The organism is Microcoleus harperi Pol14_C6, from assembly GCF_036701295.1.
Lineage (GTDB): Bacteria > Cyanobacteriota > Cyanobacteriia > Cyanobacteriales > Microcoleaceae > Microcoleus.
The window spans coordinates 40996-56108 of the sequence record NZ_JAUBQN010000008.1 but is presented as its reverse complement, the minus strand read 5'-3'; the positions used below and the strand labels follow the sequence as shown (position 1 = coordinate 56108).

At 45.6% G+C, this 15113-nt stretch carries 8 protein-coding genes; 6 read left to right on the top strand and 2 right to left on the bottom strand.

Annotated elements, in window-relative coordinates; genetic code table 11:
* Positions 1 to 410: 410 nt before the first annotated feature.
* Positions 411 to 2165 (bottom strand): DNA repair protein RecN, encoded by a 1755-nt coding sequence (gene recN, locus QUA27_RS08690; RefSeq protein ID WP_333067569.1) that lies wholly within the window; start codon positions 2163 to 2165, stop codon positions 411 to 413.
* A 171-nt stretch (positions 2166 to 2336) separates the two neighbouring features.
* Here recN and QUA27_RS08685 point away from each other — a divergent pair, with 171 nt between their 5' ends.
* Complete coding sequence (locus tag QUA27_RS08685) at positions 2337 to 3668, top strand: TAXI family TRAP transporter solute-binding subunit (protein ID WP_333067457.1); 1332 nt, start codon at positions 2337 to 2339, stop codon at positions 3666 to 3668.
* Between the two features lie 137 nt (positions 3669 to 3805).
* Here the strand turns inward: QUA27_RS08685 and ruvB are convergent, their stop codons facing one another.
* Positions 3806 to 4903 (bottom strand): Holliday junction branch migration DNA helicase RuvB, encoded by a 1098-nt coding sequence (gene ruvB / locus QUA27_RS08680; protein ID WP_333067456.1) that lies wholly within the window; start codon positions 4901 to 4903, stop codon positions 3806 to 3808.
* 71 nt (positions 4904 to 4974) lie between these two features.
* On the opposite strand from ruvB, the gene QUA27_RS08675 reads away from it, so the two are divergent.
* The 5 genes from QUA27_RS08675 to QUA27_RS08655 all read left to right on the top strand — a co-directional run bounded on the left by QUA27_RS08675 (position 4975) and on the right by QUA27_RS08655 (position 15037).
* Positions 4975 to 5514 carry a sll1618 family protein gene (locus tag QUA27_RS08675; RefSeq protein ID WP_333067454.1) on the top strand — a complete coding sequence of 180 codons (540 nt, stop codon included), beginning with the start codon at positions 4975 to 4977 and terminating at the stop codon, positions 5512 to 5514.
* Positions 5515 to 5695: 181 nt separating this feature from the next.
* Entirely contained in the window at positions 5696 to 6547 is an 852-nt protein-coding gene (locus QUA27_RS08670) for an ABC transporter permease (RefSeq protein ID WP_445251485.1), read from the top strand.
* Positions 6548 to 6718: 171 nt separating this feature from the next.
* A complete protein-coding gene (locus QUA27_RS08665) occupies positions 6719 to 8131 on the top strand; it encodes an ABC transporter ATP-binding protein (protein WP_333067453.1) in 1413 nt (470 codons plus the stop codon).
* Between the two features lie 15 nt (positions 8132 to 8146).
* Positions 8147 to 9646, top strand: a complete 1500-nt coding sequence (locus tag QUA27_RS08660) for a methyltransferase (protein WP_333067452.1) — start codon at positions 8147 to 8149, stop codon at positions 9644 to 9646.
* A gap of 42 nt (positions 9647 to 9688) precedes the next feature.
* Complete coding sequence (locus QUA27_RS08655; protein ID WP_333067451.1) at positions 9689 to 15037, top strand: glycosyltransferase; 5349 nt, start codon at positions 9689 to 9691, stop codon at positions 15035 to 15037.
* Positions 15038 to 15113: the final 76 nt, after the last annotated feature.

Sequence of the window (15113 nt, the reverse complement as noted above, 5' to 3'; positions counted from 1 at the left end):
TGCTGTGGTATTGGTGCACTCTTTTTAGAGATCGCGAATCTTGTTTAAATTGTTTATTAACTGATTTTGACATTGTGCGTGCCTGGTTTAAGTAGGTTCTACCGATCTAAGATCCGATCGCCCGCAGGAACAGGAATGCGTACTGGCGGGAGGACTGCTGAAAGAGGGGTGGCCTTGTGGGACTAGCTGCAATTGTGACACTACCAGTTGCTAGTGATGTGTGCCCTTCTCTACACAATTGTGGTTTTTAACTCGAATTTCTCTCTATTTTGCTGCTCTTAGCTTTCATCCCACTAAATTCACGGGGTTTTCAGCTTTTTTTTGTAAAATTTGCGGTTGATATTTTTAGTGTAACCTCCGACTCTGAAAAAACTCCGCCTTTTAACCCCCCGATCGGCTTGAGGGTGCGATCAGGGTTGGGCCGACTGAGTTTGGCGCAATCCGGCGGCTTCGACAAGCAGGGATTCGGCGAAGGCGATGGCTTCTGTTGCTGAGCGGCCGCTGGCGAGTTGGGCGAGTTCTTCGCGCCGCTGCTCACTGTTGAGGGCGGCAACTCTGACTACTGTGCGTTCGACTGGTTCTGAGTCGGCTGCGGGTTCGCCGATACTTGGTTCTGCTTCGATCGTCTGTTTGTTAACGCGAAAATGAAAATCAGCCATCGCAGCAATCAGCGGCTGGTGGGTGACGCAGAGAACCTGGTGTTTGTCCGAGAGTTGGTAGAGTTTTTTGGCGATCGCCCCGGCGACTCTCCCGGAGACTCCGGCATCGATTTCGTCAAAAATCAGCGTACCGGCACTTTCTATTTGGGAAAAACAGGCTTTGATGGCGAGTAGAAAGCGGCTCATTTCTCCCCCAGAGGCGATCGCGCCCAGAGGTTGCAAAGGTTCGCCCGGATTGGGGCTGAAACAAAAGGCGATTTGGTCGGCACCGGTAGCGGTTGGGGTAGAAGGCGAGATCTCGACTTGAAACTGCACTTTTTCCATTGCTAAGGGCTTAAGTTCTCCTACCAGGTGCGTTTCTAGTTTCAGGGCTGCTTCGCGCCGCAGGGTAGTGAGGTGGCTGCAAGCGTCTTTTAATTGTTCTAAAGCGGTCTGATATGCGAGTTCTAAGGCTTCCATTGACTCGCCTCCTTCTAAAAGTTCATTTAGTTCGTTTTGAATGCTTTGGTAGTAGGCGATCGCTTCTTTGAGCGGCCCGTATTTGCGGCAAATTTGTTTGAGTTCCCGAATCCGATCTTCTACTTCTTCGAGTCTTTCGGGATCTGCTTCTAATTGTTCGCCGTAGCTGCTAATTTGCCGGCTGGCTTCTGTGGCTTGAGCTAAAGCATCGCTGACCATTTCTAGGATTGGTTGCAACTGCACATCGTAAACCGCCATGTCGCTTAAAATTACTTCGGCTTTGCTCAACAAGTCGGCGGCTGATGGGCTGTCGCCGTCGTTTTGGTACAGGGCTTGGTGGACTTGGTAACTCTGCTGCTGCAATTCGACGACGTGGCCCAGCCGGATTGATTCGTGTTCTAGCTGTTCGAGTTCGTCGGCGTCTTCGATATGGGCTTCGCCGAGTTCTCGGACTTGGTATTCTAACAAATCAAGTCTTTGCAGTCGCTGCTGTTCCGACTGACGCCTGCGTTTGAGGGCTGTCTTGGCGTTGTTGGCTCCCAGCCACGCGGAGGCGATGATCGATCGCGCTTCAGTGAGCTTTTTGCCGCCGTATAAATCGAGCCACTCTCGCTGGAGGGTTTCTTGTCCGAGGTGGACGGTTTGGCCTTGGGCGGTAATTTCGACAAGCCGATCGCGCAGTTGATCCATTAACTGGCGGTTGACGAGAATTCCATTCAAGCGCGATCTGGTGCGTAGAGCACCGCTTGATGCGTTAATTTCCCGGCTGCAAACGGCTAAATTTCCGTCTATGGGTTCGATTTCTTGCTCGCCCAGCCACAAAGCTGCGGCTTTGTCCAATTCAAAGGTAGCTTCCAATATTGCCCGCGCTGCTCCGGTGCGAATCGATCGGCGATCGACTTTCCCGCCCAAAACTGCATCGATCGCATCTAGGATAATTGATTTACCAGCGCCGGTTTCCCCTGTAAATACGTTCAAACTCGGGCCAAATTCTATATCCAGGCAGTCAATTAAGGCAAAGTTTTCTATTCTGAGAGATATTAACATGGAAGATGGGGGATTGGGAATTGGGAATCGGGCATCGGGCATTGGGAATCGGGCATCGGGCATCGGGCATTGGCTCCTCCACTATCGGGCGCGTCGAATTTCCCGAGTCCAATTTTCATTTTTAACTAGAATACTTTTGATTTTGCCATTATTGATGGAGTCTCAACCTTAATGCAAAATAAATTCCTGTTTCCCATTGCTCTATTAAGTGTTGTCTTGATTGGAGCTTTTGGGTGGAATCTGCACCAAGACAAGCAGCGAGTCCATGAATTAATCCTGGCGACTGGAACGAAAAGCGGGAATTATTATCCTTTCGGTCAGGCAATTGCTGAGGTAGTTAAGCAACAAAATCCGCGTCTGCGAATTCGAGTTATTGAGAGTCAAGGTGCTGAGGAAAATATGCGCCTGCTTCAGGCAAATGAGGTGCAGTTAGCGATCGTGCAGAACAATACGGAGGGAGGGCCGGCGGCGAGGGTAGTGGCTGCTTTGTTTAAGGAGGTTTTTCACTTAATTGTTTCGGAAAAGTCGGGCATTCAAAATGTTGGTGATTTGCAGGGAAAAAATATTGCGCTGATGGCTGAAGGCAGCGGTTCTTACACTTCTTTTTGGTTGGTTAGCAAACATTACGGTTTGAAAGAAAGCGATTTTAAGTTTACTGCTGGCTCTTGGGATGATGCTACTAACTTATTTGCTAGGGGCGAGGTTGATGCTATTTTTAGGGTGCTACCTCCGGGGAGCAATGTTGTTAGCGATTTGTTGCAAAATACCCGGGGCAAGTTGGTGCCGATTGACCAAGGAGCTGCGATGAGAATTAAATTACCTTATCTGGAAGCTGATATGATTCCTAAAGGTACTTACAAGGCAAATCCTCCGGTTCCCGATGCGGATTTACCCAGTGTTGGAGTGCAGGCTAATCTGCTGGCTGGGGAGGATCTAGATCCGATAATCGTCAAGGAAATTACGCGAATTTTGTTCGAGCACCGCCGCAACTTGGTAGCTGCTAATTCCCTGGGAGCTATGATTAGTCAGCCGGGAGGCAGCGGGAGTTTGTCTTTGCCCGTTCATGAGGGGACTCAGGCTTATTACGATCGCGAAAAGCCGGATTTTGTTGCTGCTAATTCTGATGCTATCGGTTTGTTTTTGTCCATCGCCACTCTTTTGGCTTCTTGGCTTTGGCAGTTGCGATCGCGCTTTTTGCAGAAACAAAAAAATCGAGCTGATAAATTTAATTTGGATATTTTAAGTTTGATCCAACAAATTCGCCAAGCGAAAGCTTTGGAAGAAATCGATCGGTTGCAGGCAGAGTTATTTAATATTTTTAATCAAGTAATTGTGGATTTGGATGAAGATCTAATTGATTCTGAATCTTTTCAATCTTTTACTTTTACGTGGGAAACTGCGATTAAGATTGCAGGGGAGCGAGAAAAAATGCTGCGGAATATGCAGTTTGTTTCCAATTGTGTAGAATCTGATGCCACTCTTATCAAAGAGCGGGAGATTTAATTTATATTCCTCGTTGGCACTTGCGCTCTTTGCACTTGGAGGTTCGTAGTTGAGCTCTTTGCGCCCCAAAGTTTGTAGTTGAACTCAATGTCCTAAAGCGCAACTACAAACGGAATGGCTGCGTAATTCAGCAATTTCTATTCCTTTGATTCGAGTAAACCTAAGTGTTTCCAAGCAGCCGCTGTGGCAATTCGACCGCGACTTGTCCGCTGCAAAAATCCGATTTGCATTAAGTAAGGTTCATATACATCTTCAATTGTTTGAGCGTCTTCTCCTGTGGAAGCTGCAAGAGTTTCTAAACCAACCGGGCCGCCGTTAAAGTTTTCGATCATTGCTGTCAAAAGGCATCGATCGGTCCAATCCAAACCTAGCGGATCGACGTTGAACAATTCGAGGGCGGTTGAGGCAATTTCGGCGTTAATTGGCTTTAATTGTTTGACTTCGCTGTAGTCTCTAACTCGGCGTAGCAAGCGGTTAGCGATCCGGGGCGTTCCGCGCGCTCGGCGGGCAATTTCTGCGGCTCCTTCTGGGGTAATTTGAGTGTCTAGAACTTGGGCGCTTCTTTGGATAATTAGACTGAGTTCGTCTATTTCGTAGTAGCGCAATCTTTGGATCAAGCCGAAGCGATCGCGCAATGGAGATGTCAGGGACCCGACTTTTGTGGTTGCTCCTACTAAGGTAAAGGGTTTCAGGGGAATGCTGCGAATTTTGGCGCTTTTGCCTTGACCGATCGTAATATCTAAGCGACAGTCTTCCATCGCCGGATACAGGATTTCTTCTGTAACTTTAGATAAACGGTGAATTTCGTCTATAAACAGCACGTCGCCTGCTTTGAGGTTGATCAGCAATCCGACAATATCTCGCGGTTTTTCTAAAGCTGGGGCGGTGGTGATTTTGCATTCAACTTCCATTTCTGCTGCTAGAATTAGCGACATTGTGGTTTTTCCTAACCCTGGAGGCCCGTAGAGTAACAGGTGATCCATAGGTTCCCCGCGAGATTTGGCGGCTGCAATTGCGATCGCCAAAACTTCTCTCAAGTCTTTTTGCCCGATGTATTCAGCTAAACGCTGGGGTCGGATTTTGTCGTCTTGTTTGCTGTTGATTTCGTCGGGTAGTTCTTGCGATTCTAGCAGCGATTCCGCCTGGGGTTTGGCGGCTTTTTTGCGACGGGCCGGGGCTATGTCTTCGGGTAGATTTTGGTCAGAGGGCTGTTGTTTGGAGGAGATAATAGCCATATTTATCTGCGATCGGGCAGCGGGAATTGTTTACAATTATTGGCAGAATCTTGACAAATATTGAGTTCGTTATGAGTATTCCATCTTCTTTGTTAGCATCGGAAAGCATAACTTTTGAGGGGGCGATCGAGCTGACTCAATCTTTACTGTCGTTCATTGAGGCCGATCGACTTTTACAAGCCGACATCCAGCAAGCTGTTACATCTCTGGTGAAAACACAGAACGGTGCTAGGGGGTTTTTTGTCACCTATCTAACGGACGATCGACAGGAGGCAGATCGCCCATCACCTGGAGTAGTCGAGGCGCTGCGATCGGCTCCTGAGATCGTAGCAGAACTGCTGGTGAAAAATTTGGCGATGTCGGCGGCAATGGTTGTACATCATTCGCGCCAGCAAAAGGAGGAAATGGCGGCCGATTCTGCTAGAGTGCAGGAGCGATCGCGCAATTTAATTCAAATGCTGCAAATCCCAGCCTGTCAAACTATAGCGTCGCAAATGCTAGAAAGTTTGCAGAATGCCAACGGCGAGTATGAAAAATTTTTCCAGCGGTGGGGCTACGACGACGAGCAAAAACTAGCGATCGATTCGGCAGTTCGATCGGCGATCGGCTAAAATAACCTCCGAAGGAAGGGGAAAGAACAAAGAAAGAAGAAGCCAAAGCCAGGGTGACAGATGCTTGATCAAAGCGGCGGGGCTGTGGAATAATTGCGGTTTAACAAAAGCTGCACAATTGTAGCTTGAGTTGATTTAGGTGTGAAGGTAGTGAACGAGGGCGAAAAAATTGCAGAGAACTGTGAAAGGAGTTGCCCAAAAGGCCCGAAAGCTGGGTGGCAAGCAGCCCAGAAGTACGCCCCGGCGCTGGGCGAAGCTGAATCTGCTGGCAACCTTGGTGCGCCGGGACTTGGAAGCTCAATACAAAGGCTCGATTCTGGGCAATTTGTGGCCGCTGCTGAATCAGCTATCGCAATTGGTGATTTACACATACGTATTTTCGATCGTCCTCAAGGTAAAGCTCAGCCTTGCAGGCTTCCCGGAAAACAGCGACATTACATTTGGAGTCTGGCTGTTTGCAGGTTTGCTGCCTTGGAGCGCCTTCACCAGCGGTTTGATCAAGTCGGGAGTATCGGTGGTCGGGCAGCCGAATTTAGTGAAAAAAGTGGTATTTCCTCTCGGTTTGCTGCCGCTAGTGCCGATTTTTACAGCTTTTATTGAAAGTTCTCTGGGTTTAGCAGCTTTGATTGTGATAGTAGTAGCGTCGTCGCAAAAGCTCAACGCTACTTTATGCTTGCTGCCGCTGGTGTGGGTGCCTCAGTTGCTAATCACAGCGGGTTTGGGATATTTGACAGCCGGCTTGACTGTATTTTTGCGAGACATTCCTCAGACATTAGGTGTTATTCTAAATTTTTGGTTTTATTTGACGCCGATCGTCTACCCAGCATCAGTAATCCCCCAAGAGTGGCGAGTGTGGATATTTTGGCTAAATCCAATGGCCGCCATCTCTGAGGTTTATCGAGACCTCATACTGCTTGGAGAAGTTAAGCATTGGGGCGAATGGGGTGTCGCAACGCTAATTTCTGCTGCTATATTTTGTGGAGGCTTGACGGTTTACCGGCGTTTGCGTCCCGCTTTTGCTGACGTGCTGTAAATTTGTTTGATATCTACAGTCAATCTAAAATCTAAAATCCCAATAAAGGTTTGTAGTGAGGGCTTTAGTCCTCATAAAAATCAGAGAACTAAAGTCCTCATTACAAATCTATTTTTAGTGAGAGCAGCCATAATATCAATCTAAAATCTAAAATCTAAAATCTAAAATCGGATGACAGAAAATGTAATTTCACTAAAAAATGTTTCCAAATGTTTTAAGCGGTACGATCGTCCAGGAGACCGCTTAAAGGAAATTATTTACCCCAGCAAAAAACTGGCTGACGAATTTTGGGCCCTGCATGACATCAATCTGGAAATTCCTCAAGGACAAACTCTGGGAATAGTCGGTCGCAACGGTTCGGGAAAAAGCACTCTACTGCAAATAATTGTAGGGACGCTGACTCCTACCACAGGAAGCGTGGATGTTAAAGGGCGAGTCTCCGCTTTGTTGGAACTCGGAAGCGGGTTTAACCCGGAATTTACCGGGCGACAAAATGTGTTTTTTAACGCTCAGTTACTGGGATTTAATCAAAAAGAAACTGAAGAAAAATTTGACGATATAGCTGCTTTTGCTGATATTGGCGATTTCATAGAACAGCCAGTCAAAACTTATTCTAGCGGTATGTTTGTCAGACTAGCTTTTGCCGTTGCGACTAGCGTCGAGCCAGATATTTTGGTGGTTGACGAGGCGCTTTCGGTGGGAGACGAAGCTTTTCAACGCAAGTGTTTTGCCCGCTTGCAAAGCATTCAGGAAGGTGGCGGAACAATTTTATTTGTTTCTCACGCTGCTACTTCTGTGGTGCAACTTTGTACCTCTGCGATTTTAATGGATAGCGGTGAATTGCTGCTCGCTCACACGCCGAAGGTGGTAATTTCTAAGTATCAAAAGCTGATTTATGCCGATCCGGATCAGGTTCTGGGGTTGAAGTCAGATATTCGAGCTCTGAACCAACTGACAAAACAGGAAAATCAAGACCAGCTTCAGGAGGCTAATTTAGAAAGCACAAAGAGGGAAGTTAAACCGGAGCAACATCTCTCTAAACCCAAGGAATATTATGATGAATTTTACGATCCGGGGATGATACCTTCGAATACGGTAAGGTATCCGTCTCGCGGAGCGGAAATTATCAACCCCCACATCGAGACGCTGAATGGAAATGTGGTAAATCACTTGATCGGTCGTCAAGATTATATTTATACTTACTCTGTCACGTTCTCCCGCTCAACTTCCAAAGTTAGGTTTGGAATGTTGATTAAAACAATTAGCGGTTTTGAGTTGGCGGGTGCTTCTTTGAAGTCTTCTACTCAGTCAGTTAGATATGTGGAAGCAGGAACGACAATTGTAGTAAAGTTTCAGTTTAAATGTTTGCTGAATCCCGGTGTTTATTTTCTGAATGCTGGGGTTGTGGGAACCGTTGATGGAGATTTAACTTATCTGGATCGCTGTGTTGATGTGGCGATGTTTAGAGTTCAGTCTTGTACTGAGTCCTGCGGTAACGGCATCGTTGACTTGCTGATCGAACCGTGTTTAACTGTTGTTAATGCTGATTTTCTAGTGAAAGAGCAGTCAACAGAGGTTATCTAAAATTCTGTAAAAACAATGAGCGATATCAATTTAGATTTAGTCGAAAATCCCGTAATCAAAGCATTTATTCAAGATCAAGCTAAGTTTCCCGAAATTTTTAAACTGAATATCTGCGAAGACGATGAAATGTATTTGTTCAGCTTGAACAACGTCAAAGACGATCGCGATCGGGCTTTGGTGCGCTATTATTCGATCGGGCGTCGCATCTTGGATACGGTTAAACAAGTTGTGGAATGGCATTTTGGCAGTTTTGAAAATGTTCCCTCTTTTCTAGATTTTGCCTGCGGTTACGGTCGATTTACCCGGTTCTTGATTCAGGAAATGCCACCGGAAAAAATTTGGGTTTCTGATATTTATGCTAACGCGGTTAAGTTTCAAACAGAATACTTGGGCGTCAACGGTATTGTCTCGACGGGACAACCAGAAAATTATTTAATTGACCGCAAGTTTGACTGCATTCTGGCTAATTCTTTTTTCAGCCATATGCCCGAAAGGACTTTTACAAGTTGGTTGCAAAATTTGTACGATTTGTTGACTCCTAACGGCATTTTGATGTTCAGCGTTCACGATGAGTGTTTGTGCCTAGCCAATATAGAAATGCCGGCAAATGGTATTTTGTTTAGTCCTCAAAGCGAAAGCCAGTCCTTAGATAAGGAGGAATACGGCACAACTTATGTAACTGAAAAGTTTGTGAGAGAATGTGTCGAGAAAGTTAGCGGAGGCAAAGCTTTTGTTCACCGCATCAAAAAAGGCATATGCAGGTTTCAGGATTTGTATGTTGTCACAAATGAGTTAGTTAGAGATTTTTCGGAGTTTAAATTCCACCATCATCCGGAAGGATATATTGATGTTGCTGCTTTTACGAATAAGGAGAATTTGTATCTGGAAGGATGGGTGGCTGATGTGAATTCCGGCGGTCTAGTTGAGGAGCTGCAAGTGCTGGTAAACGGCGAGGTTGTACAGAAGTGCGAGCCTTTTTACGATCGCCCTGATGTGGCTGGATATTTTGAAAATGATGGGGCTTTGCAGTCGGGGTGGAGGTGTTATTTACCAAAAAACACGGTGGCGCTGCAGGATGTGTTAATAGTCAAAGCAATCAATAACTACGGTTTGGAATGGATTCTGGAAACTTGCACTGTTAAATCGCTGCTTAACCAAAGGCAATCGCAGTCTTTGTTGGGGTCTACTCAGACAAAACTCAAATTACTCGAAACTCAGTTAGCTTCGGCTAAGATAGAATGGGAGCAAAGCCAAAGTAAGTTAATGATTACTGAAACAAAGTTGGAAGAAACTCAAACTGAATTAGTTTTAGCTCAAACGCAATTGGAGCAAACTCAAAATCAGTTAGTAGCTGTGCAAATGCAGTTGGAAAAAACTGAAAATCAACTAATTAATCTCAAGCAAGAACTAGAGCAAGCGAAGTGTCGAGTTTTAGCAATGGAAAGCAGCAAGTTCTGGAAGATCAGAAGCGCGTGGTTTCAAGTCAGGCGCTCCCTGGGATTAGCGGGAGAGTAGCGAGTAAATTTGGTGTGGGAATTAGGGCGAGGGAGAGAAATTGTGAGTACAAATGACAGCAAACCGTCGGTTTTTATTGTTACCGGAATGCACCGTTCCGGTACGTCTTTAACAGCTTCTTTGTTTCAGAAAGTCGGGGTTGATATTGGCAAAAAGTTAGTGGGCCCGGCCGACGGAAATGTGAAAGGTCATTTCGAGAATGTTGATTTTGTGGAGTTTCACAAAAGTGTTTTGCGATCGCACGGTATTGATGAACTCGGATGTACGTTAGAAAAAACGATTCCGGTAGCAGCAGAATACGTAGAAATCGCCAAAAGGGCGATCGACCAAAATCAACAAACTCACAAACATTGGGGTTGGAAAGACCCGCGAACAGCCCTTTTTTGGGATTTTTGGCTGACTTTGCTCCCCGAAGCTAATTTTATCTGTGTTTATCGATCGCCTTGGGAAGTAGTCGATTCCCTTTACCGCCGGGGAACCGATGTCAGCTTGCTGCAAAATCCCGAAATGGCAGTAAAAATGTGGATTCACTACAATCAAAAAGTTTTAGAACTTTACGAACGTTTCCCCGATCGCTGTCTCCTAGCCAATGTTTACCCGATCGGCCACACTCCCGAACTTTTTATCGAACGAGTAAACGAAAAATTTAATGTTAACTTAAGTGCAATACCGGGCGACAATTTTGAAGAATCTTTATTAGTCAACGATATTGTCAAAAGTCACAGACCGAGTTTAATAGAAAAATATTTTCCCGAAGCATTAGAACTCTATGAACTTTTGGAAACCAAAGCTGGTAATCTGAGCAGTGAGTCGAAAGGTGCGATCGATCAAGTTATTCATTTCCCAGCCACTCCAATCTGGCCATTTGAAGATTGGCTAAAAATCCGCTTGCTGGAAAAACAGCAAAAAACTAGCTCTTCCGAACTCAAACAGTGGCAAGAACAATTTCACCAGGCCCAGGCAAAAGTGTTGGGATTAGAGGCAGAATTAGGAGCAACTCAAGTACAGCTTGCAGGCAAAGAATCAAATTTTCAAGAAGCTTTAGCAAAACTCCTCGGATTAGAAACAGAATTAGGACAAACTCAGGTACAGCTTGCAGGCAAAGAATCACAATTTCAAGAAGCTTTAACAAAAGTCTTAAAATTAGAAGCAGAACTAGGGCAAACTCAGGTACAGCTTGCAGGCAAAGAATCGCAATTTCAAGAAGCGTTAGCGAAACTCCTCGGATTAGAAACAGAATTAGGACAAACTCAGGTACAGCTTGCAGGCAAAGAATCGCAATTTCAAACAGCTTTAGCGAAAGTATTAGAATTAGAAGCAGAATTAGGGCAAACTCAGGTACAATTTGAAGAGACTGAATTTATATTGCAGCAAAAGTTAGCTGAGTTAATTCAGCTAGAAACAGCACAAAGTCAAAATCAGGAAAGATTAAAGGATACTCTGGAAAAATTAGAACACTCCCGCCAGGAAAATGAAACTTTTCGGGCAGAACTTGCCATAATCAAGTCTTCAATATGGTGGCAAGTGAGAGAAAATTTGTGGGAAGTTCAGCGCAAAATCCGCGACTTTTTCCCTAAATTTATTTTGTCGTTAGATCAACCCACTACTTGGCAAGTTTGCGATTCCAACCTGCTAATTGTCGGCTGGGTTTTTCACCAAAAAAGAGAGACTACAGCAGTTCGCGCCAGAATTAAAGACCAGAGTTTTGCAGGCGTTTACGGCATAGATAGAAGTGATATAGCGCTAGCACACTATAATATTCCCGCTGCGAAGAAATCAGGTTTTACAATTCAATTGGAAGCGCCTGCCGGACGACACGAAGTGCTGCTGGAAGCGCAAGACGATCGAGGTAAATGGCATCTGTTGGCAGCTTATCCGTTGTTAGTTTCAACGATTCAAGCATCGTTAGATGTACCGGTGGTGTGGGAACAGCGTCAGGGTCAAATTTTGTTTGCAGGTTGGTGCTGCCACCACGATCGCAAAATTGCTAAATTAAACTTGTTGTGCGGCGATACTTCTGTAGAATGCGCCTACGGTTTGCGGCGAAAAGATGTCGGCGAAGTGTTTCCCGACTGGGTTAACAGTTCGGAAAGCGGTTTTGAGGCCCTTGCCGATTTGCCGCCAGGGGAATGGCACGTTTCTCTGCAAGCTGAGTTAGAAACTGGGGAAATTTTGTCTTTTCAAGCGCCTAAAAAATTGATTGTGCGGCGCTACCATATCTGGCAGCGAAGTGCAGATAAATTTGAGGAGTTATCAAGGTTTACAGCCGCAATTCAGCAGCGGGCGAAGGAGAGAAAACAGCGTCTAGGCAGAATTGTGCCCATGCCTTGGGAAATTGTGAAGGTGATTCGCCAGTTGGGAAAGATTTATCGGCAGCAAAAACAGTTTACTGCGCCGGGAGATTTGCTGCCACCTGCGGGTTTTGTGGTGCCTCAACCCATTGATAGATATGACGCATGGCTGGAGGTGAATCAGTGGAACGATCGCGCGCGCGATTACTTAATTTCTCGGTTAAAATCCTGCCGGGAACCCCTGCCAAAAATTTCGGTAGTAATGCCAGTTTACAACCCGCAGATAGATTTTTTAGAAAGCGCGATCGACAGCGTAATCAATCAAGTTTATGCCAACTGGGAACTCTGCATTGCCGATGATTGCAGCACCGAATTTACTGTTGCTGATACTTTGAAAAACTGGGTTCAAAAGGACGATCGTATCCGCATCACATTTCGTACAGAAAACGGCAACATCAGCGCAGCCACCAACAGCGCCGCCGCCCTCGCAACAGGCGAAATCATCCTGTTTTTAGACAACGACGACGAACTCACTCCCGACGCATTAGGCGAAGTCGCCTTATATTTTGCCTCGCATCCAGCCACCGATTTTCTCTATTCCGACGACGACAAAATCGACACTAAAGGTCGCCGCTTCGCCCCGCAATTCAAACCGGAATGGTCGCCGGAACTGCTGCTTTCCTATATGTATCTCGGTCATTTGTGCGCCGTGAGAAGACACATTTTTGAACAAATAGGCGGTTTGCGGATAGGTCTTGAAGGCTCGCAAGATTACGATTTTGCATTGAGAGCCACGGAAATTTCTCGCCATGTCGCGCACCTGCCGTTAGTGCTGTATCACTGGCGAACCGCACCGGGTTCTACAGCCATATCTGGGGCCGCAAAACCCGCCAGTTTTGCCGCAGGTCAACAAGCCATTCAAGAGGCACTAAACCGCCGAAAAATTAACGGCAATGTCGCTCAGCACGCATGGGCGATTAAAGAAAATTTGGGCATATTTGCCCAGGATTTCCAGGATAACGGCCCATCAGTAACGGTAATTATTCCTACTAAAAATCAGCTTAAATTGCTGAAAGCCTGTCTGGATTCTCTAGAAACTACAACCTATAAAAATTATCAAGTTGCCGTCATCGACAACGAAAGCGATGACCCTAAAACTCTGGAATATTTAAAGCAATTAACTTGCCAAGTTTTGCATATAAAAAATCCTGGTGGTAAGTTTAGTTTTGCAGCAATTAACAACCGCGCTGCCGAACAAGTTGATAGCGAATATGTGTTGTTTTTGAACAACGATACTGAAGTAATTAACCCGCGCTGGCTGAGTCAAATGGTGGGATACGCTCAAATCCCTGGCGTGGGTGCAGTCGGCGCGAGGCTGTTATATCCCGACGGCCGAATTCAGCACGCGGGCGTAATTCACGGGCTGCATCACGGTTTAGCGGGTCATGCTTTTAAGCTGATGAACAGCGAAAATCGAGGCTATCTTTCTCAAGCGATGGTAACACGAAATTACTCTGCGGTAACAGCCGCTTGCACGATTACTCCGCGTCAATTGTTCTTAGAATTGGGCGGTTTTGATGAGGAGAATTTTGCTGTTGCTTACAATGATGCAGATTACGGATATCGGCTGTTAGAAGGGGGTTATCGGTGTGTATATTGTCCCGATGCGGAGTTATTGCACAAAGAGGGAACTTCTAGGGGTTTTACCGACAATCCTCAAGAAGTGGCGGCTTTTAGGCGCAAGTATGCGGGGAAAAAGGACAGTTTTTACAGTCCTCACTTGTCTTTAGAAGATGAGTATTTTCATATTCAACCTAGACGGGTTTTTATGAAGGAAGAAGGAAGTGCGCCAACGGATTCTGTAACGGATGTAACGGATGCAGCGGAGAAGGAAGAACTAAAATTTGGTAATTGTGGTTCTTTGATATCAGTAAATAATTTTGTAAATCCTATCAAAGTTTTGATGTGCAGCAATTCGCTGGATTTCACTGGTGCGCCGCTGCATCAGTACGAAATCGCGGTGAAATTGGCGGCTGAGGGTGTGATTAAGCCGATCGTACTTTGCACAACAGAAGGGCCCCTGCGTCAAGCTTACGAACAGCAGGGAGTTGAAGTAATTGTGCGCGACAATCCTCTCGAACACATCTACCAGCGCGATGCTTACGATGAAGCCATCCGCAGTTTTAGCACAGAAATTGCCAGTTTAAAAGTAGATACAATTTATGCCAATACTTTAGAAAACTTTTTTGTAGTTGATGCGGCGCACCAAATCGGAATTCCTGTGGTGTGGAACGTACACGAAAGCGAACCTTGGCAAACTTATTTTAACAGGTTTGGTTCGGAGATTGCGGCGAGAGCTTTAGAGTGTTTTCGCTTTCCTTACAAGGTAATTTTTGTGGCGGATGCAACGCGGGACAGGTATTTGCCTCTCAACAGCCACCATAATTTTACGGTGATTCACAACGGCTTAGATTTGAGCAAACTGGAAAATTCGGATAATTCTGAATTGGCTAGAAAAAGTTTAGGTGTTGCAGCGGAAGATGTGGTAATTTTGCTGCTGGGAACGGTATGCGAACGCAAAGGACAGCAGGATTTAGTTAAGGCGCTTTCACTTTTACCTGAGAAATGGCACAATAAAATTAGGTGTTTTATTGTGGGCGATCGTCCGAGTATTTACAGCAATAAATTAGCCGATTTGGTGGGGGAATTGCCAGAAGAGTTGCGGCAAAGGGTGACAGTAGTCCCGGAAACTGGGGAGACGGGAAAATATTACAAATTGGCTGATATTTTTGTTTGCACTTCTCGCGTTGAAAGTTTTCCAAGAGTGATTTTGGAGGCAATGGCTTGCGACTTGCCAATTATTACAACGCCTGTTTTTGGAATTAGAGAACAAGTGAGACCTGGAATTAATGGTTTGTTTTATACGCCAGATCGCCCGGACGAATTAGTTGCAGCTTTGATTACTTTATTGGAGGATAAACTATTGCGGCAGCAGTTAGCTGAAAATGCTAAATATGTCTTGGATTCCCTTAATACTTTTGAGGAAATGACTCAAGCTTATGCAGAGATTTTCTGCGAAGCATATTTCAGCCGTCATTAGTCACGTTAAAGTGCCAGCCTCCGCCCCAATTAAGGGCACTAACTCACCTCGTAGACTTTTGGCAGGATTTAATATA

Coding starts and splice junctions, on each gene's coding strand:
- recN (WP_333067569.1), bottom strand. CDS start 2,165: ATGTTAATATCTCTCAGAATAGAAAACTTTGCCTTAATTGACTGCCTG.
- QUA27_RS08685 (WP_333067457.1), top strand. CDS start 2,337: ATGCAAAATAAATTCCTGTTTCCCATTGCTCTATTAAGTGTTGTCTTG.
- ruvB (WP_333067456.1), bottom strand. CDS start 4,903: ATGGCTATTATCTCCTCCAAACAACAGCCCTCTGACCAAAATCTACCC.
- QUA27_RS08675 (WP_333067454.1), top strand. CDS start 4,975: ATGAGTATTCCATCTTCTTTGTTAGCATCGGAAAGCATAACTTTTGAG.
- QUA27_RS08665 (WP_333067453.1), top strand. CDS start 6,719: ATGACAGAAAATGTAATTTCACTAAAAAATGTTTCCAAATGTTTTAAG.
- QUA27_RS08660 (WP_333067452.1), top strand. CDS start 8,147: ATGAGCGATATCAATTTAGATTTAGTCGAAAATCCCGTAATCAAAGCA.